Annotated in this window: 17 protein-coding genes; 8 read left to right on the top strand and 9 right to left on the bottom strand. The window is 41.4% G+C overall.

What is annotated here, in order from left to right; translation table 11 throughout:
- Window positions 1-89 precede the first annotated feature (89 nt).
- Entirely contained in the window at window positions 90-335 is a 246-nt protein-coding gene (locus MST18_RS03420) for a hypothetical protein (RefSeq protein ID WP_078191141.1), read from the bottom strand.
- A gap of 249 nt (window positions 336-584) precedes the next feature.
- Between MST18_RS03420 and MST18_RS03415 the strand changes: the two genes are divergently transcribed.
- Window positions 585-1,391, top strand: coding sequence for a tetratricopeptide repeat protein (locus MST18_RS03415; protein ID WP_111884806.1), 807 nt, complete (start codon window positions 585-587; stop codon window positions 1,389-1,391).
- Window positions 1,392-1,463: 72 nt separating this feature from the next.
- On the opposite strand, the gene MST18_RS03410 is transcribed toward MST18_RS03415, so the two are convergent.
- The 4 genes from MST18_RS03410 to MST18_RS03395 form a co-directional block, all read right to left on the bottom strand.
- A complete protein-coding gene (locus tag MST18_RS03410; RefSeq protein WP_180133929.1) occupies window positions 1,464-2,393 on the bottom strand; it encodes an AEC family transporter in 930 nt (309 codons plus the stop codon).
- A gap of 77 nt (window positions 2,394-2,470) precedes the next feature.
- Window positions 2,471-3,586 carry an NADH:flavin oxidoreductase/NADH oxidase gene (locus MST18_RS03405; RefSeq protein WP_180133928.1) on the bottom strand — a complete coding sequence of 372 codons (1,116 nt, stop codon included), beginning with the start codon at window positions 3,584-3,586 and terminating at the stop codon, window positions 2,471-2,473.
- 12 nt (window positions 3,587-3,598) lie between these two features.
- The gene (locus MST18_RS03400; RefSeq protein WP_180133927.1) at window positions 3,599-5,743 is read right to left on the bottom strand and encodes a TonB-dependent receptor; all 2,145 of its coding nucleotides are present in this window, start codon (window positions 5,741-5,743) and stop codon (window positions 3,599-3,601) included.
- Window positions 5,744-5,761: 18 nt separating this feature from the next.
- The gene (locus MST18_RS03395) at window positions 5,762-7,045 is read right to left on the bottom strand and encodes a carbohydrate porin (RefSeq protein WP_180133926.1); all 1,284 of its coding nucleotides are present in this window, start codon (window positions 7,043-7,045) and stop codon (window positions 5,762-5,764) included.
- 142 nt (window positions 7,046-7,187) lie between these two features.
- Between MST18_RS03395 and MST18_RS03390 the strand changes: the two genes are divergently transcribed.
- The 4 genes from MST18_RS03390 (at window position 7,188) to MST18_RS03375 (ending at window position 10,325) form a co-directional block, all read left to right on the top strand.
- Window positions 7,188-8,278 (top strand): IS4-like element ISAba1 family transposase gene (locus MST18_RS03390; protein WP_085940648.1). Its coding sequence is split into 2 segments (ribosomal slippage): window positions 7,188-7,728 and window positions 7,728-8,278, totalling 1,092 coding nucleotides; the frame shifts between segments, so codons are not numbered across the junction.
- Between the two features lie 345 nt (window positions 8,279-8,623).
- Window positions 8,624-9,478 (top strand): bifunctional DNA-formamidopyrimidine glycosylase/DNA-(apurinic or apyrimidinic site) lyase, encoded by an 855-nt coding sequence (gene mutM, locus MST18_RS03385; RefSeq protein ID WP_180133830.1) that lies wholly within the window; start codon window positions 8,624-8,626, stop codon window positions 9,476-9,478.
- Window positions 9,475-9,753, top strand: a complete 279-nt coding sequence (locus MST18_RS03380; protein WP_078192338.1) for a peptidylprolyl isomerase — start codon at window positions 9,475-9,477, stop codon at window positions 9,751-9,753. Before mutM ends, MST18_RS03380 begins: the two co-directional genes overlap by 4 nt.
- A 197-nt stretch (window positions 9,754-9,950) precedes the next feature.
- The gene (locus tag MST18_RS03375) at window positions 9,951-10,325 is read left to right on the top strand and encodes a hypothetical protein (protein ID WP_005007840.1); all 375 of its coding nucleotides are present in this window, start codon (window positions 9,951-9,953) and stop codon (window positions 10,323-10,325) included.
- A 38-nt stretch (window positions 10,326-10,363) separates the two neighbouring features.
- Here the strand turns inward: MST18_RS03375 and mscL are convergent, their stop codons facing one another.
- On the bottom strand, window positions 10,364-10,795 hold the full coding sequence (gene mscL, locus MST18_RS03370; protein WP_078192339.1) for a large conductance mechanosensitive channel protein MscL: 432 nt from the start codon (window positions 10,793-10,795) through the stop codon (window positions 10,364-10,366).
- A gap of 290 nt (window positions 10,796-11,085) precedes the next feature.
- Entirely contained in the window at window positions 11,086-12,921 is a 1,836-nt protein-coding gene (typA, locus tag MST18_RS03365) for a translational GTPase TypA (protein WP_078192340.1), read from the bottom strand.
- Window positions 12,922-13,094: 173 nt separating this feature from the next.
- Between typA and MST18_RS03360 the strand changes: the two genes are divergently transcribed.
- The 3 genes from MST18_RS03360 (at window position 13,095) to MST18_RS03350 (ending at window position 17,029) form a co-directional block, all read left to right on the top strand.
- Window positions 13,095-14,465, top strand: a complete 1,371-nt coding sequence (locus tag MST18_RS03360) for a uracil-xanthine permease family protein (protein ID WP_078191151.1) — start codon at window positions 13,095-13,097, stop codon at window positions 14,463-14,465.
- Window positions 14,466-14,531: 66 nt separating this feature from the next.
- A complete protein-coding gene (locus MST18_RS03355; RefSeq protein ID WP_180133831.1) occupies window positions 14,532-15,566 on the top strand; it encodes a methyltransferase in 1,035 nt (344 codons plus the stop codon).
- Entirely contained in the window at window positions 15,566-17,029 is a 1,464-nt protein-coding gene (locus MST18_RS03350) for an amino acid permease (protein WP_180133832.1), read from the top strand. Before MST18_RS03355 ends, MST18_RS03350 begins: the two co-directional genes overlap by 1 nt.
- A gap of 243 nt (window positions 17,030-17,272) precedes the next feature.
- Here the strand turns inward: MST18_RS03350 and ligA are convergent, their stop codons facing one another.
- Window positions 17,273-19,306: an NAD-dependent DNA ligase LigA gene (gene ligA / locus MST18_RS03345; RefSeq protein WP_180133833.1), complete on the bottom strand. Its 2,034-nt coding sequence runs from the start codon at window positions 19,304-19,306 to the stop codon at window positions 17,273-17,275.
- 98 nt (window positions 19,307-19,404) lie between these two features.
- Window positions 19,405-20,448, bottom strand: a complete 1,044-nt coding sequence (locus MST18_RS03340) for a cell division protein ZipA C-terminal FtsZ-binding domain-containing protein (protein ID WP_180133834.1) — start codon at window positions 20,446-20,448, stop codon at window positions 19,405-19,407.

The following is a 20,448-nucleotide window of genomic DNA, read 5'->3' as shown; positions in this document are numbered from 1 at the left end:
ATCATATACGCTGGTGCAGTACACAACAGTCAAAAATAAGGAGGAACTTTATTCCCCCTCACGTCTTCGTTTTTAAATCATGATTTTAATCAAAATCCATGAAACAACTTATTCATGTCTTTGCATACATATTCTTTAAAATGATAGGCGCGCGCATGTTTGGCATCAAATTTAGCTTCTAAATCGCCTTTTTTGAAAATATAAACACGATCCTCTTTACTGACTAAAAACTCTGCGCCCAGTTTCATCAAAAGCGCATCGATTTTATCTTCATCTGCAATCGATTCATCTGCATTAATTTTATCGTAATTGCGTTTAATGCCTTTAATAAACATCGCGCTGCCTCAGAGAAAATAACAATGCGCGATTAAATCAGAGTCCTGCTTTTTTGCAAAGGCTTTTGATGCAATAAAGTCGTGGCATTTAAAGCGCTAAGGGCAATCAACATTATTTTATAAAAACGCTTTAAATCACAATTCCTCACTTTACATTTACGTAAATCTACCTATGATGTAAAAACCGACAAAAATAACCACCAAAACACATAAATGGAATTATGTGCATGATTTACAAAAGGTTTTAAGATGAAAAAAATCCTACTCGCAAGCATTTTAGCAATGAGCACTCAATTGGCTTTTGCTGAAACCAAAACAGATGCCGTCGATCCTGAATTTGCTAAAGTGGAAGCCATGGTCAAGGCCAAAGATATGAATGGTGCCTACCAAACACTGAGCAAGCTTGCAGCAAAAGGTAATGCTCAGGCCATTTATAATTTGGGCTATCTTACTCAAACAGGTCAAGGCGTAGCGAAGGATGAGAAAAAAGCCATCCAACTCTATGAACAGGCTGCAGCCAAAGGCTACCCTGTTGCAAACTATGTTTTAGGTAAAAATTATGCAACGGGTACACTGGGCTTAAAACAAGACACCAATAAGGCCAAACAATATTTAGAACGCGCATCTTCGGCAGGGTTTGACGATGCCTCCATCGACTATGCCATTTTACTTTTTGCAGAAAATAAACCTGAGTCAGATAAATTGGCACTCAGCAAACTGGATCCGCTGATTAAAAAAGGCAACTACCCTGCGATTCATGCCAAAGCACTTTATGACATCAGTGCTGGCTTTAAAGCTAAAAATGAAAAGCCTATTCAACAAGGTCTAAATAGCATTCAAGAGTTAGCGAAAAAAGGCTATGTCCCTGCATTGATGGCAGTGGGCAATATGTTTGTAAATGGCAATATCATCCCACAAAATTTGCCTGAAGCTAAAAAAATATTTAGTGCCTTAGCCAAAGAAAATATTCCGCAAGCCAAAGAATCTTTAGCAACCGTGGATAAAATGATTGCTGAACAAGCCAAAGCACCTAAAGCCAATGCGAAAAAGAGTTAATTAAGTATTAAAAAAAGCCCTGCACATGCAGGGCTTTTTCATGGATTTAAGCAAATCTTGAGCTGATCAAAATCACGCCCACCACAGACTTATTAATACACCTGTTACGACAAAGCCCAAGATAGTACTCATCAACAAAGGCGTTAAGGTCTTTTCATTTAAGCCATAAACTTGTCCTAGCATGGCAAAAATCGTTGGCATCGGTAATGCGGCAATAATCGTCCCTGCATATAACATCTCTTGGCTGACATCGGTCAAATAGCGTAAGCCTAAATAAGTCAGTAAAGGCATCACCAAGTTGCTTGAAATCACCAAATAGAAGCTCTGAGCATTCACATACTTTAAGCTCATACCGACAATTCCCCCACCAATTGCAAACAGCGCCAATGGTGAAGCTGTTTGACCTAACATCGCCAGTACATCATTGATTTGATGTGGCAAACGGATTTGGAAAATTGCAAATCCAATCCCTAACATTACCCCTGCAAACAATGGATTTTTTAACAGGGTCATTAAGGTATTTTTGATGATGTCGCCAATATTGGCTTTTTGCTGTGAACTTCCTAATTGCGCAAGGACCAGCACCGTTGGAATCAGTAGCACACTTTCAATAATGACGATTAGTGAGGTATAGGTCATCGCATTTTGACCGACCAACAAGCTTAGGACTGCAGTGCCAATTAAACCTGTATTTGACATGCCAGCGCCTAGTGACAGTACCGCTGTTTGCGACATATTATTTTTAAAATGTGTCGACAATAGCAAATAGGCCATGCCATACAGTAAAAACGTGACTCCGGTATAAACAAAGAAATAGCCGGGATACCAAATTTGATACAAATCTTTAGAAGCTAATGACTGAAAAAACAAAGCCGGCAGTGCAATTTTAATCACAAATGCACCAATGGTTCCGACCTGTTCTTTACTCAATAAACTGCATTTTACCGACAGATATCCCAAGGCCAAAAGAAAAAAGATTGGACCAATCACCTCAAAGACCATACGAAATATCCTGTGTAATAGACTCTTCCATCCACACCCTCAACCTGAGAGTGTAGATCGGACCTCTATTTTGAAAATTAGAAAGCCGTAAATTGACTTCTTTGTGCATGCGGCTGACAGCGTAAATACTGCGGAGAAATTTTTAGGTTTTCACCGAGTTCAGCAGCGGCATGCCATGGCCAACGCGGGTCATATTGAATTGCACGAGCAAGACCAATCGCATCTGCCATGCCATATTGTAAGATGCCTTCGGCTTGCATTGCTTCGGTAATTAAACCCACAGCAATTACGGGAACCTGAACGGCTTGCTTAATGGCTTCAGCAAAAGGCACTTGATAACTGGCTTGTAATTGAATTTTTTGCGCAACATCTAAGCCGCCACTAGAAACATGAATATAGGCTGTGCCTAGTTGTGCAAGCGCTTTTGACAAGCCAACAGCCGAGTCTAGATCCCAACTCGGTGCTTCAGTATATTCCATCCAGTCAGTTGCAGAAATACGTACCCCAATTGGATAATCTTCAGGAACGGCATTTTTCATGGCTTGGAACACTTCAAGCGTCAGCCGAATGCGATTTTCCAGACTGCCACCATATTCATCGCTACGCTGATTCGACAATGGCGACATAAATTGATGCAGCAAATAACCATGTGCGGCATGTAGCTCAATTAAGTCAAAGCCTGCATCTACCGCTCGTTTTGCTGAATCGGCAAAGTCTTGAATGATCTGCTGGATTTCTTCTCGGCTTAAAGCATGGGGTGCATGATCTGTGGCATTAAAGGGCAACTCACTTGCTGAAACAGTTTGCCATCCTTGAGGGTGATCTGGGGGTAATTGTCCACGTCCTGCCCAAGGTTTATCTGTCGATGCCTTACGACCCGCATGTGCCAGCTGTATTGCAAAAGGCATAGGTGAAAGTGATTTCACCTTGGCCAATAGTGCCTTCATCTGTGCGCGTTGCATATCATTCCAAAGGCCGAGGTCTGCATAGCTAATGCGCCCCTCTGCCTGTACAGCCGTTGCCTCGACGATACAAAGTCCAGCACCTGACAAGGCATAATTCGCCCATTGTTGTTCATGCCAATAGCTTAACTCTCCTTGCTCATTGGCAGAATATTGACACATGGGTGCAATCACGATTCGATTAGTCAGCCCCAATGTTCCAAACTGAATTGGTTGAAATAACAACGCCACATTACTCTCCTTTTAGAAGGCTTTGGTCACACTCAATCCTGCACTCCAATTCACCCCATCCGCGGGTTCAAAGAAGCGTCCGTTTCCATCATTGACGATCACTGAACCGACATAGTTCTCATCAAACAAATTATCTGCACGTACATAGGTTTTGACTTTCCAATCTGCTTGTTTCCACACATAACCTGCGTTGGCAGAAACCACGGTATAGCTCGACGCGGCATCACTGTTGGCATCATCGACATAGACTTTATCCATATAGCGAACATCTAGGCCGGCATTAAAGCCAATATCTGGCTGCCAATTCAGTGCGGCAAACGCTTGGTTTTTGGCAATACCCGGTATATAAGTGCCTTTGACGACATCACTGTCAGGAATTGCAGCATCAAATGTGGCATCGATATAACTGTAGCTTGCTTGCGCGCTTAAATCTCGCCATAGTTGTTTATTCCACGAAAGCTCAACACCTTCACGTAAGGTTTTATCGGCATTTTTATAGGTTGAACGACCATTGATACTTCCTGCAGAGACGATGTCATCTTGAGTTTTGCTTTGGAATACCGCTGCAGTGAAATTCCCCCATGCATTTTGTGATTTAAGCCCAAGCTCGTAGTTATCGCTACTGGCTGGTTTTAAATCAAAATTCATGCCGTCATCTTTGGAGTAGGCCATTTCTGTAAAGGTTGGTGTTTCAAAACCTTTGGCATAACTGGCATAGGCATTCAGTTGAGGCGCAATATTCCAGCTTACTGCTGCTGAAGGTAAAACTTTGTCATAGTCAGTTTTACCGCTGTCATCCTTATTTAAACCCACGACATATTTATCGTCGGATTCATAATGAACATTGCTATATCGTAGCCCTGTATCTAAAGTCCAATTGGGTAAAAAATTCCACGAAGCTTGGACATAGGGGTCTAAATTCCACAAGGTGTTATTTTCATTTCGACGAATATTGCCTTTCTTGCCAAAATTTCCATTGGCATCAAAATTTTCATAGCCCTTACGGTCTTCATCCATATAATCAAAGGCAAGGCCTACAGTTAAACGCGTATTCGGCAAGAGGTCTTTGCCTGTCCAGCGAATATCTGTTCCATAATAATCACGGCTAAAATCAATCACACCACCTGCATGTCTTCGATTTAATTGAATGGTATTAGGGATACAATCTTTTGTACCTATTTTTAAAGCACATTTTGGAATTGATTGATATTGGGTGACATTACGTTGCCCCATATATACCATTGCATTAAGTTCATGCTGATCATTCAATGGTTTTTTCCACGTCAACCCAGTTTGAGTTTGGCTAATTTCCTTACGTACATCATAAGTATTATTGGCATCATTAACTTGTTTCAGATTTTGACGCAATTGCTCCCGATTCAGACCTTGTGGGTCATCGGCATTGATATCCACATGATTCACAATCCAATTGACCTTGGAACCATCATCCAGATCCCAAGTCAGTTTTGCATTGCTAAGTACCTTATTTGCGGAACTATGATCACGGTAACCATCAGTTTCAAAATAAGAAGAACTCACGACATAGCTAGGTTCATTGGCCTGTTCTGAGCCACCTTGCAGCACAATGTCAGCACGGCTTTTATGATGACTGCCGCCTGAATAGCCGAGTTCGATAGAGTCTTTTCCAGTACCTTGCTTGGTTGTTGTTAAGATTGCCCCACCCGAAGAATTACCGTATAAAGAGGAAAATGGCCCGCCCAATACCTCGATATGATTTAAGCTACTCATATCGATATTTGACGTCTGTCCCTGACCATCCGGCATGGTCGCAGGGATTCCATCAACATATAAACGGATACCACGCACACCAAATGTTGAACGAGCGCCAAAGCCTCGCATAGACAGTTGCAAGTCTTGTGCATAGTTTTCACGGTTATTCAGTTGTAGTCCGGGCACACCTTTTAAGGTTTCAGACAGATTCACACCCGTATTGTTATTATTTTCAGCTTGCTGTACACGGTATACCGATGCCGGTGTTTTTAACCACGTGGTATTGGTTCGTGGTGCTTCAATGGTAATCTCAGGAAGTAAAACAGGTTCCGTAGAACCTGTTTCTGCATACAGCTGCTGGCTAATACATGCCGTTAGGCAAAGTAAATGTGTCTTAAATGATGTGACGTTAAATTTACTTTGCATAGAGCACCTATTTTGACATTAGAATATTACCTTAGAGCTTAAACCAATTAGGAAAGCATCATCAACCCGATTTGTTGAGCCTGGGTTAATCACATATTGTAAACTTGGACGAATCATCAACCATTTTGTCGGGTTATGGCTATAGTTCAACTCGACATTATATTCAGCACTTGCATCGAAAGTTTTTTGATTCAAACGGTTATTCACATGAACACGGTTCACACCTAAACCAAGAATATCATTTGGATGGCTATCAACAAGACCGATATATTTCACACCAACTTGTTGTGAATTATCGACTTTAGTTGTTACACGATCATGCCAAGTGAAGTTTGCAAAGCTATGTAAGCCTTGACGGCCTGAACCCGTAGAAGTCAACTGTTGCTCAATCGCAATCCAACCACCAAAGGTACGATCTTCAGGGCTTACCCCTTTTCCATCGACCTTTCCTTTAGCAATATCAAATTGGTTTTCAGCATTATCTGCCGTGTTATACATACCACCGATACGGTAGCTACCAGGCAAACCATTTACAGCTTGTTTAGGTGTCCAAATCAATTCGACAGGAATACTTACACCATCAGCATTGTCGGTGTCCAAACTCCAACCTTGTCCTTCAGCTTTACCATTACCATTATCAGGATTGAATTCGTATACACCGACTTGTGCAGCAAGTTCTGGCGTTGCTTGATATTTAACACGACCACCCCATTGTGCTACAGGTGTGTTCATCCAAATTGTGCCTTGCCATTTACCCATTTGCGCTGCACAAAATGCGGTGCTGGCAAAGTCACATGCCATCACGTTAAAGTCCATACCTAGACCTAAACGACCTGCTTTTACACTAATGCCTTGTTCTTTGAAATTCTTTTCAATCGAAAGCTCGGTTAAGCGGCTGTCTTGGTTACCACGGCCAAAATTGGCTTGTGCATTTGCCAATTGAGGAACATCCCCTTGCAAATCACGAACTGAGGTACTTTGACCTTGACGAGCAGTCATTACAGCACGCACAGTCACGCCATCCCAACCTGCAAGTTTTTCCATATCAAGCTGTGTCCCTAACCACAATTGGCTGGCTACCGTTGCTGAATGTTCCGGATTACGACCGCCATCGGCAAGATAGGCAGCATCAGCAGCAATATTGGCCTCAAACTTCACACCTTGTTGTGCAAGTTCGGTACGTTTACCATCCCAATCCCCGAGCATGTACTGACCTTTAGTGTCGAATGCTTCTGTGGCGTGAACATGTGTCATGGCTGCTGCAACAAATGCAGGTAGAAGAGCTAGACTGTATTTTTTCATGGTAAAACCTAAATCTGGAGAGAGTCTCTAGACAAGCCACATGGCTTGAAATCTAATGTCACAAAAATTACCTCTGTACACGACAAAAATAGATAACTCATTGAAATAATGTCACAATAATTGTTTTCTAACGACGAATACTATGACACATCTCAATGAGTTATATCTTATCTTAAACAAATCTCTAAAATGGAACAAGTCACATTTAAAGTGCTTTGCGCTCATCATGCTTGTGATTATTTTAAAGCAAACATGTAATCTTTCTTCTGCATCTAAAGCCTTGCCCATCAAGTGTTTACCACAATCATTTTATCGACGTATGCAGCGCTTCTTTGCAGGTCAGTATTTTGATTATCGTCAAATTTCTCAGTTGATTTTCAATATGTTTTCATTCGACCAAGTGCAACTGACTTTAGATAGAACCAATTGGAAATGGGGAAAACGAAATATTAATATCCTGATGCTCGCAATCGTTTATCGTGGAATAGCGATACCTATCCTTTGGACATTGCTTAATAAACGTGGAAATTCAGATACGAAAGAGCGTATTGCTTTGATTCAACGCTTTATAGCCATTTTTGGTAAAGACCGTATTGTGAATGTGTTCGCAGACAGAGAGTTTATCGGTGAGCAGTGGTTTACATGGTTAATTGAACAAGACATCAACTTCTGCATTCGTGTTAAAAAAACTTCATTGTCACCAATCATTTAGGAAAGAATCATAAAATTAGTGATTTATTTCGCCATCTTAAAGTTGGTCAAATTGAATGTCGTAAACGACGGATTTTGGTTGGTCGGGTGAAACTATATATAAGTGCACTACAGTTAGAAAATGGAGAGCTTTTACTCGTCGTTTCTCCTCAGTTTAATGCCAATGCTATTCAGGATTATGCATTACGCTGGGAAATTGAAACCTTATTCAGTTGTCTCAAAGGACGCGGGTTTAATCTTGAAAATACGCGCTTGACAGACCCTAGACGAGTGAAAAAATTGATTGCGGTGTTAGCTATAAGCTTCTGTTGGTGTTACTTAACGGGTGAATGGCAACATAATCAAAAAAAAGCGATAAAAATAAAGAAGCATGGACGACTCTCAATGAGTTTATTTCGCTATGGTTTAGACTATGTTCAAATGGCGATTCAGCGTTTAATTGGTTTTGGGAAAAAAGAAGAGTTTAAGGAAATTTTGGCAATTTTAAGAAAGCAGAATCCTGATAGGATAAGGGTTCTGTGAAATTTGTCGTGTACAGAGAAAAATTACATAATTTTTCACGTTCTATCTCAGCATTATTTTTATCATTCACAAAACTTTAATTTATCAATAAGTGACTTTAAATAAATCTATTGTTATGTAATATTTTTAGTGATTATTTTTCAATATCTTATATATCTATTAATTCAATTGTTTAACTTCTGATCGCTTTTTCAAACTCATTATTGTGACTTGTTGGTTTATTATTCTCACAATTAATAATCAATAACCTATTCATATACTCCCTTAGGCCGCGATGAAACTTGCATTCTGTAGGGCTAGACCCAATAGTATGCATAACTTGAATGATCCATTGCTTCGACCTTTATGCCTGAATTACCAGAAGTAGAAACCACTAAAACCAGTTTATTGCCATTATTGAATGAAAAGGTTCTCAAAGTTGAGGTTTTTCAGTCGAGCCTGCGTTGGCCTATTCCTGACGACATTCAAAAACTCGTCGGACAAAAGCTGCTTCAGCTCAGCCGTCGATCAAAATATATTTTGGCTGAATTTGAACAGGACAGCATGTTGTGGCATTTGGGCATGTCTGGCAGTTTTCGGATTTGTGAAGGTGATGAAGCATTACGAAAGCATGATCATCTGGTGATTCATTTTGAAGATATGCAATTACGCTATCATGATCCGCGCCGTTTTGGCTGTATTTTATGGTTAGATGCATCATCTCAAAGCAAACTGATTGACACGCTTGGCCCTGAACCGCTGAGTGATGCGTTTAATGCTGAATACTTATTCCAAAAATTTAAAAATAAGCAGACCAGTATCAAAGTATCGATCATGGACAATCATATCGTAGTCGGTGTGGGCAATATTTATGCAACGGAAAGCCTGTTTAACCTCGGCATACACCCTGCGCAGCCAGCATCGAGTTTGAGTTTTGAACAAGTTGAAAAAATGGTCATCGAAATCAAACGTATTTTAAAACAGGCAATTGATTTAGGCGGTTCGACGTTACGTGATTACACCAATGCGATGGGCGAAAATGGTTATTTCCAACAAACTCTGCTCGCCTACGGACGTGCCGGTGAAATGTGCATCAACTGTGAAACCATCTTGCACAATATCAAACTAGGGCAACGTGCATCGGTGTTTTGCCCAGAGTGTCAGCCTTTAAAAAAGGTTAAAATGCTGACTAAGAAAACCGTGAAAGGAAATAACGCATGAAGTCTGCGATTGTTCGCCACATATTAGTTAAAGATAAAGAACTATGTGAGCAACTGAAAAAGAAAATCAAAGGCGGTGCGGACTTTGCCAAAATTGCAAAGCAGCATTCGACATGCCCTTCGGGTAAAAAAGGCGGTGAGCTTGGCGACATTAAAAAAGGCCAGTTGGTTGGCCCAATTGATAAAGCAGTATTTACCCTACCCGAACGTGAACTGCATGGCCCGATCAAAAGCCAGTTTGGCTGGCATTTGTTAGAAATTAAGTTTCGGATGTAACATAGCACCCACATTGAACATGCTATAACGAGTATATCGTGAATATGTGCTTTTCATCTTAAAGCACATAATCCCAGTATTTTTTTCAATCGTTCAGAACATTGGCTGGCGGTTTTCAATCATATAATATAAATCATAGCAACCAGATAACATTGCACTAAATCAATTCTACTTAATAATAAATAAAGGACATTCCATTGGGCTATTACAACTATTTTCGTCTTGGCACTGTCGATACAACAGATTTTACAATCATTCGAGGTGAACGAAAGCATGCTCTTATCCAAGCATTATATGATGATCAAGATATGAACCCTCATGGTGAAGTCCAGTTGGCACTAGATTTAGATGGGAATCGTAACGATGAATCAAAATGGTATGATGCGATACAGCAAATTAGCAAATTATCCAAAAATCACCCTTTAGTCTTATTTATATTAGGTCAACAAGCCTGCGCACCCGAATCACCTGAAGAAGCAAATGAAGTATTTACAGGCATTCGAAATGGCATTGTTTTTTCGACATCAGAACCTAAGTTTATGAAAATGACGCCTCAACAAAATTCACAATAAAAAACGGCGCTTTAAGCGCCGTTTTCACTGCTAAAGGATTAACCTTTACGTTTTAATTCATCACGAATTTCACGAAGTAATTCGATATCTTCTGGAGTCGCCTCTGGAGCTGGCTCTTCAACTTTTTGACGGCGCAATTTGTTCATCAATTTCACTAACCAGAATACGACCCATGCCAAAAGCAAGAAGTTGATTAAGATAGTTAAGAAGTTACCGTAAGCCAAAACATTAAGGCCTGCATCCTGTGCTGCTTTTAGCGTGGTTAAATTGTTTGGGTTATCACCCAATACTAAGAACCAATTTGAATAATCAACGTCACCACCAAGGATCCAAGAAATAAAAGGCATGATAATGTCTTTTACCATTGAATCGATGATTTTACCGAAAGCACCACCAATGATGACACCTACAGCCAAGTCCATCACGTTGCCTTTTACGGCAAATTCTCTAAATTCTTGAATAATACTCATGTGATCTCCAGAAATTTTTTCAGCTTTAATTTTGTGACGAAGTATACATTATGTCTGTATAACTATTTCCACCTAATTTACTTGGTTTATATTAGATTCTAAATACCATGTATAAAAATTCACACAAAACATTTTTGATTTTGGTAATACATTCTATTAAAAAGGATTTATCAAAATTATGCATGTCGAATTAAATGAATAAAGTCATTCAATTTTTGCATTTTTATTCAAAACGCCCATGCATAAAAAAACCGCTAACCTAAGTCAGCGGTTTTTTTGAAACTGTAAAATTAAACGTTACGGTTACGTTTACGTTCGTTTTCAGTCAACCAGCGTTTACGGATACGGATTGACTTAGGCGTTACTTCAACTAATTCGTCGTCTTCAATGAATTCAAGCGCTTGTTCAAGCGTAAATTCAATGTGCGGAACAAGAGTCAACGCATCATCAGTACCAGAAGCACGTACGTTAGTTAGCTGTTTCGCTTTAGTTGGGTTAACAGTCATGTCGTCTGAACGTGAGTTAATACCAACGATCATACCTTCATAAACTTCTAACTGAGGTTTAGCGAATAGACGGCCACGGTCTTGTAAGCTGAATAGTGCATAGCCCAAGCAAGTACCTTGAACCATAGAAATCAACACACCGTTTTGACGTTTCGCAACAGTACCTTGTTTCATTGGACCGTAGTGCGAGAAGCTTGAAGTCATGATACCTGTACCTGAAGTCATAGTTAAGAATTCAGAACGGAAACCAATCAAACCACGTGAAGGAACTGTTGCTTCAATACGGATACGGCCTTTACCGTCAACTTCCATATTGGTCATTTCACCTTTACGGTGACCCATTTGTTCCATTACAGCGCCTTGGTGCTGCTCTTCAACGTCAAACGTTACGTTTTCGTATGGCTCTTGTTTTTCACCATCAATTTCTTTGATGATTACTTGTGGACGTGATACGCCCATTTCGAAGCCTTCACGACGCATGTTTTCAATAAGAACTGAAAGGTGAAGCTCACCACGACCAGATACTTTGAAACGGTCAGGACTGTCAGTATCTTCAACACGTAATGCTACGTTGTGAATCAATTCGCGATCTAGACGTTCACGGATATTACGTGAAGTTACGAATTTACCTTCTTTACCAGCAAACGGTGAGTTGTTTACTTGGAAAGTCATCGATACTGTAGGTTCGTCTACAGAAAGTGCAGGTAAAGCTTCAACTGCTTTTGGATCACAGATTGTGTCAGAGATATGAAGTTCATCAATACCCGTTACACAAACGATGTCACCAGCAGAAGCTGATTCAACATCGATACGCTCTAAACCATGGTAACCCATGATTTTTAAGATACGACCGTTACGTGTTTTACCGTCTTTGTCGATTACAGTTACAGGAGTGTTTAATTTCACTGAACCACGTTGAATACGACCAACACCGATAACACCTACAAAACTGTTATAGTCAAGTGAAGACACTTGCATTTGGAATGGACCGTCAACGTCAACCGCTGGTGGTTCAACGATGTCTACAATTGTTTCGAACAATGGAGTCATGTCTTCAGCAAGTTCTTCTGGAGATGGACCAGCCACACCACGAAGACCTGAAGCATATACAACTGGGAAGTCTAACTGTTCGTCAGAACCACCAAGGTTGTCGAACAAATCGAATACTTGGTCAATTACCCAGTCTGGACGAGCGTTTGGCTTGTCGACTTTGTTAATAATTACGATTGGTTTCAAACCACGTGCGAACGCTTTTTGCGTTACAAAACGAGTTTGTGGCATTGGGCCTTCTTGAGAGTCAACAAGAAGAAGTACGCAGTCAACCATTGACATTACACGTTCTACTTCACCACCGAAGTCGGCGTGTCCCGGGGTATCCACGATATTGATACGGTATTCAGTGTTAGTACGCTTGTCTAACCATTTGATTGCAGTGTTTTTTGCAAGAATGGTAATACCACGTTCACTTTCAATAGCGCCAGAATCCATTACACGTTCGATCTCGCCTGCGCGATCGCCAAGAGCACCTGATTGCTGTAAAAGTTTGTCTACAAGAGTAGTTTTACCATGGTCGACGTGCGCGATGATGGCAATGTTACGGAGAGTTTTAATATCTGACATGTGAATTCGATACGCCTAAAGTTTGAGGGCAAATTATACAGAAAAAATATAGATTTTAGTAGTGACAGTTTATTGACAATCGCATTTTTTTTGACGACTGGTACGCTTTTGGTTTTGTAAAGCTGTGTAAACAGATTAGAATAGCGCCACCTAGCCTTAATTTTCAGTGCCGCATGTCTGATTTAAACCAATCTCCCGAAGCAAAAGATCAACTCGATTTAGTCTATGGATTGAATGATCGACCAAAACCTTTTATTGCTTTTCTCGCTGCGTTCCAACATTTATTGGCCATTATTGTCCCGATTGTGACGCCGGGTCTGCTGATCTGTTTAGCACTTGGTGTATCAAAAGAAGACACCAATATGATTCTTTCGATGTCATTGGTGATCTCTGGTATCGCAACTTTTTTACAATGTAAAAAAGTCGGTCCATTTGGTGCAGGTCTCCTGATTGTACAAGGAACCAGCTTTAACTTTATTGGTCCTATTATCGGTATTGGTTCTGCGATGGTTGCGGCAGGCACACCTGTAGAAGCAGTCATGGCATCTATCTTTGGTGTGGTGATCGCGGGTTCATTCATTGAAATGGGTGTGTCACGGATCTTACCTTGGGTGAAAAAACTGATTACCCCATTGGTAACAGGTATTGTGGTGCTATTGATTGGTCTGACTTTAATTAAAGAAGGCCTGATCAGCATGGGTGGTGGTTATCAAGCTATGGGCGATAAAACATTTGCCAATGCAGACAACCTCATCATGTCATGTACCGTTTTGGCACTGATCATTTTATTGAACCGTGTGCGTATTACATGGGTAAAAAGTTCTGCCATCCTAATTGCCTTAGTCGTGGGTTACATCCTTGCAGGCTTTATGGGTCATTTAAACTTTGATGGCTTAAAAGATGCGCCACTGGTTCAAATTCCAACACCGATGCACTTTGGCTTAAGCTTCTCTTGGAGCTTGTTTATTCCAATGGCATTTATCTACCTTGTGACATCTTTGGAAGCGATTGGCGATATTACCGCGACTTCTAAGCTTTCAAATCAAGCTGTAGATGGCCCTGAATGGATGAAGCGTATTAAAGGTGGTGTATTGGTGAATGGTGCAAACTCATTCCTTGCCGGTATCTTTAACACGTTCCCAAGTTCTGTTTTCGCGCAAAACAACGGTGTCATTCAGTTAACAGGTGTTGCAAGCCGCTATGTAGGCATTTGGATTGCTGCCCTATTGGTTATTTTAGGCTTACTTCCTGCTGTAGCAGGTGTCATTCAGGCAGTTCCACAAGCCGTGCTTGGTGGTGCTGTAATGGTCATGTTCGGTGCCGTGGCTGCCTCGGGTATTAATATCTTGTCAGGCATTCATTTAGACCGCCGCGCACTATTAATCATTGCGATTTCATTGGCATTGGGTCTAGGTGTTGCACAAGTACCACAAATCCTTGAACATCTTCCTGAATTGTTCCGTAATATCTTCAGTTCAGGCGTTGCCACTGGTGGTATCGCTGCCCTTATTTTGAATATTGTTCTTCCTGAAGTGAAGAAGTAAGTTCATTTGTCAAAGAACACTGCCTAGGTTCCGCCCTAGGCAGTGTTTTTTATGATGGAGAAATCTATGGATCTCACAAGTGAAGTCGTTATACGACAGATCGATTTATTACAAGATCGCGTGCTTTTCGTAAATGCACCGACAGATGACTTACTCAGTCAATTGAATGACAATATTAAGCCATCGATTTGGTGCTGGAATTTTAATGATTTTCAGTACTTTCAAAATCAACAGTCAAATGTCCATTTTGGTGTCGATTTTCCTGAAGGTCAGTTTGATCAAGCGGTTATTTTTGTTCCGAAATCAAAAGAGCTGCTGAATTATTTATTACACAATGTCGCAAGTCATCTTGCTCAAGGTTCGTCTATTTTCCTCGTGGGTGAGAAAAAAGGCGGTGTTGAACGCGCTGCAAAACAATTACAGCCCTTTGGTAAAACCCTAAAAATTGATAGCGCGCGTCACTGCCAAATGTGGCAAACCCTATTGGAAAAAACTGTCGCACTGAAGCCATTGCAAGATTGGGTGCAAAAATATCCAGTTGAAACCCCAAATGGTGAGCTTACGATTTGCGCACTGCCTGGCGTATTTAGCCAGAACCGTTTAGATGTGGGTACGGCTACGTTATTGCCTTATTTATCACAAGTCACTTCGGGCAAAATTGCAGATTTTGGCTGTGGTGCGGGTGTTATCAGTGCTTATTTAGCCAAACTAAATCCTAAAAATCGTATCTTTGCCATGGATGTAGATGCCTTTGCACTGGCGTCTACACAAATGACATTTGAACAAAATTTGCTTGAACCTGAACAACTTGAGATTAAAGCGGTCACAGGAATCGAGGATGCACCACTATTTTTACATGCCATAGTCAGCAATCCACCCTTCCATCAAGGGATTCAAACCGACTACAATGCCAGTGAAAATCTATGCAAAACTTCGCGCAGACATTTGAAGTCTGGGGGTGAGCTTTGGATTGTTGCCAACCGATTCCTCAATTATCCGACTTTAATTGAGCAGCATTATGGTCAATGTACAATCAAAGCCGACCAACAAGGATTTAAAGTCTTGTTTGCGAGCACGCAAAAAAATCTTAAGGAACAATGATGAGCGAAACTCAAAAACCAGCTCAGCTTCAGCGTAAGTTGGGTGCTCGCCATCTCAACATGATTGCAATTGGTGGATCAATTGGTACAGGTTTATTTCTTGCCTCTGGAGCAACCATTGCCAATGCAGGCCCGGGTGGCGCCCTGCTTGCATACTGCTTAATTGGTATCATGATTTACTTCTTGATGACCAGCTTAGGTGAGCTTGCAACACATAACCCAACTTCGGGTGCATTCTTTACCTACGGCACCAAATATGTCGAGGGTGGTTTCGGCTTCGCTTTGGGTTGGAACTATTGGTATAACTGGGCGATTACCGTAGCATTTGAATTGGTTGCTGTCCAATTCATTATGAAATTCTGGTTTCCAGATATTCCGGGCTTCTACTGGAGTGCGATTTTCCTCGCAATCGTCTTTGCCATTAATGCACTGACCGTAAAAGGCTTCGGTGAATCCGAATTCTTCTTCTCGCTTGTTAAAGTGCTCGCAATTGTTGCCTTTATCATTATCGGCCTGTTTATGATTGGCAAAATCATGCTGACACCGGGCGTAGAAACATTTGCCAACTGGACCAAGGGTGAAGCCCCATTTGTCGGCGGTTTATCTGCCTTGATTGGTGTGGCCATGATTGCCGGTTTCTCTTTCCAAGGGACTGAAATGGTTGGTGTGGCTGCAGGTGAATCGAAAGATCCTGAAAAGACCATTCCTATTGCCATCAAGCAAATTTTCTGGCGTATCTTGTTGTTTTATATCGTGTGTATTTTCATTATCGGCACTCTTATTGCCTATGATGACCCACGTTTATTACAAGCAGCATCTACTGAAAATATTGCACTATCACCATTTACCTTACTGTATGAAAAAGCAGGTTTTGCTTTTGCTGCATCGGTGATGAATGCGGTGATCTTAACTGCGATTTTATCAGCGGGTAACTCTGGTATGTACTCCTCTACTCGTATGCTGTTTGATATGGCACGTAAAGGCAGTGCGCCGAAAGTCTTTGGTCGCTTAGATGCACGTGGCGTACCGATGAATGCGCTTTATGCAACAACGGCGATTGCGGCACTGTGCTTCTTAACCACTTTTATCGGTGAACAAGCGGTATTTAACTGGTTACTGAACATGTCAGGTATGTGTGGCTTTATTGTGTGGCTCGGTATTGCAGTTTCACATTATCGCTTCCGTAAAGGCTACTTGGCTCAAGGCAATAAATTGGAAGATCTTGCTTACCGTGCAAAATTCTTCCCATTTGCACCGTGGTTTGCCTTTGTTTTGTGTGCCATCGTGGTCCTTGGTCAGAACTATCAAGCCGTTTTAGATGGTGAATGGTTGGCCGTTGTTTCTACCTATATTGGTATTTTCTTATTCCTTGCCATTTGGTTCGGTTATAAGTGGAAACACAAAACTAAGTTGGTTTCCTATCAAGAAATGGATGTAAAACCAATGAAAATTGATCAAGAATAATGTGATCACTGAATAAAAATAAGCAGCCTAAGGGCTGCTTTTTTATAGCTAAAATTGTATCTCAATACATTCACGCTTTAACAAAATATTTCGTGAGTGATGTTGAGGAATGATGTCTGATCTATCATCAACAACTGATAGGCTGACGCAATCATGTTAAGCACCAAAAATAAAAACGCCCAATGCAATGCGTCAGGCGTTTGTTCAAAAGTAACTACGTTTTCAGGTTAAGTTTTTCAATACTTAAGAAGCATTATGCTGTTGTACAAAGGAAATAAACTCCTGTTCGCTCATCACAGGTACACCCAGCTTTTCGGCCTTTTCTAATTTAGAACCTGCCTTTTCACCTGCAACTACACATTTGGTTTTACCCGAAACACTACCACTGACACGTGCGCCTAAGGCTTGAAGCATTTGCGTCGCTTCATCACGACCCATGGTACTCAATGTCCCAGTAATCACCCAACTCTCGCCATTCAGCGGCTGACGACTTGGTGCAATAGGTGCATCCCAATGAATCCCAGCTGCCAACAAACGATCAACCACTTCGAGGTTATGCGGCGCTTGGAAAAAATCGACAATCCATTCAGCGGTAATATCACCAACGTCTGGCGTTTTTTTCAAGGATTCGAGATCTGCATGACGAATCGCATCAAAGGTTTGGAAGGTATTGGCGAGCATGCGTGCCGTGGTTTCACCCACGCCTCGAATGCCGAGTGCATAAATAAATGCACCTAGTGTCGTTTTCTTACTGTTTTCAATAGAATCGATGAGGTTTTGAACCGACTTTTCACCCATTTTTTCAATAGTCAGTAATTTTTCACGATGCTCAGGCAAGCTATAAATATCAGCAACATCTTTGAGCAGATCTAGATGTAAAAGAGATTCCGCCCAACGGTCGCCTAAGCCCTCAATGTCCATAGCTTTACGCGATACAAAGTGACGAATCGCCTCAATACGCTGTGCAGCACAGTACAAACCACCTGAACAACGTGCCAAGGCTTCACCTTCGGGCATCACCACAGGTGAAGAACAGACAGGACAACATTCGGGCAATTGAACTTCAACTGTTTCTACAGGTCGAAATTCAGGCCAAACTTTTTCCACTTTGGGAATCACATCACCACTACGGTAAACACTCACGGTATCGCCTACACGGACATCTAAACGGTGAATTTCACCAATATTATGTAGAGTGACATTGGAAACCGTTACGCCACCGACTGCCACAGGGTTTAAACGCGCGACTGGGGTTAAAGTCCCTGTACGCCCCACTTGCCAATCAATATTTTCAACTGTCGTCAGCGCTGCGACTGCAGGGAATTTATATGCCGTTGCCCAGCGTGGTTCACGACTTAAAAAACCCAATGTTTGCTGCTGCTTCAGGCTATTTACCTTAATCACCATGCCATCAATTTCAACGCTCAGGCTTGGACGATCAATGATCATTTGCTCATACGCAGCTTGTACGTCCTGAATGCTGTCACATATAAAGTGACGTTCACCGACAGCAAAACCAAACTGTGTCAGCCACTCAAGACTTGCAGACATGGTGGTTTGCCCATGATGTGGTTCACACTGTGCAATGCCATAGGCATAAAAAGCCAAAGGACGCGAAGCCGCAATTGCAGGATCGAGTTGACGTAAGCTTCCTGCTGCTGCATTTCGTGGATTGGCAAAGGTTTTTTCACCTTTGGCTTCATTTTCAGCATTAAGCTTTTCAAAACCTGACTTTGGCATCAGGACTTCACCACGGACTTCAAGCAGACTTGGAATTTCAGTCTGTGTAGAAGTCAGTACTTTAGGTAAATTACGAATGGTTTTTACATTTTGGGTAATGTCTTCCCCAGTTTCACCATCACCCCGTGTCACACCACGGACTAAAATGCCATTTTCATACCAGAGAGAAATGGCCAGTCCATCAAATTTTAATTCGACATCATATTCAATTTTTTGATTCGGTAAGCGTTCTTCCGCACGACGGGCAAAGGCAAATAAATCTTCTGCATTAAACACATTACCTAATGACAACATAGGCACTGCATGGGTTACAGATTCAAACTTAGATAAGGCCTTTCCACCCACTTTTGTAGTTGGTGTATCAGGTTGCACTAAATCAGGGTATTGCTCTTCTAAAGCTTTTAATTGGTGAAAAAGTTGATCATATTCACTGTCCTCAATTTCTGGCGTGTCCATGACATAGTAGGCATGGTTATGCTTCGCCAAGAGTTGAATCAGTTGTCGCATCTGTGCAACGACAGTGGATTGTTGTGTCATACATTCACCATAAAAAAGGGCGGTTCATGCTCCGCCCTCAAATTTCATTATCTGTTGCTATTATAGAAACCCACTCGGTGAGTTTCAATCAAAGACGCTTAGACTTCGATAGCTTGACCTTGACGATAATCAATCGCTTGATGACGCCAATGTTCACGCATCTGCGGTGTAAATTCTTGGTTATTTTGATCATACACAGTACCGTCAATTTCACGGGCAATTAGACGTGAAATGCTATCCATGGTATCAAAGGCATTTTGTACATCGCTGTGTGGCAGCGCTAAGAAGAAAGCCAAACCTTTTACTTCTTCAGTCGATAAAGTTTCAAGATCAAAACCTTGCGCAGCGCCATCATTATTCATTTGCAATACAGAGAATAATAACTTTGTACCTTCTTCATCATAGCGATGGAAACAAGCCATTTCGCCAAAGCGTAAACCGTATTTCAGTAACACTTTTAATGCTTTTTCACCCGACAAGGCACGGCTATCAGGGAATACATTTAAGGCGATATAAGTTTCCGCAGTTGCTAAAGCACTTTCTTCATCGACAATTTTTTGTTCATGTAAATGAGCATCCAAAATACTGCTTTCTTCATCAAAATCGCTAATTTCAGCTTTTTCAATTGCGCTATTTACACTAAATTCTGGCGTTTTTTCTGCAGGGACAACTTCAGCCTGAACATCCGTCGCGGGAGTCGTTGTTTCATTGGCTAAATCTGCTACAGATTTATCTGTCGTAGATTCAGTGGCTTCTGTAGACAAGGTACTGTCTTCTGTCGCAGTTTGAGCGTTTTCAACTGAAATAGGATCCGTCGTAGTCGTCTCAGTCTTTGCCGTCGTCTCAGCGCTCTGCTCAGCTGCCGTTGCTTCTTGCGTTACATTCGCTTGAACAGTTTCAGTCGCTTCAACCGCTGTGACTTTTTCCTCAGCCAAAGTCGGCTCAACACGTTGCGTGGTTTCAGATGTATTTAACTGATTTCGTACATGGCGCGGAATAACAGGTTGCTGACTATCAGGATCAATATGTAATTCGGTGTCAAGTGATGGCGCTGCATCTGCAGGTTTACGAAACATCATTCGAATGCCCACAACCATGATAATTACAGCGATTACAATCCCAACTATAGTGGTGATTTCCAT

This window comes from Acinetobacter sp. YH12068_T, from assembly GCF_024606005.1.
GTDB lineage: Bacteria > Pseudomonadota > Gammaproteobacteria > Pseudomonadales > Moraxellaceae > Acinetobacter > Acinetobacter amyesii.
The sequence above is the reverse complement of the archived record's forward strand: the minus strand, read 5'-3'. Positions and strand labels throughout refer to the sequence as shown.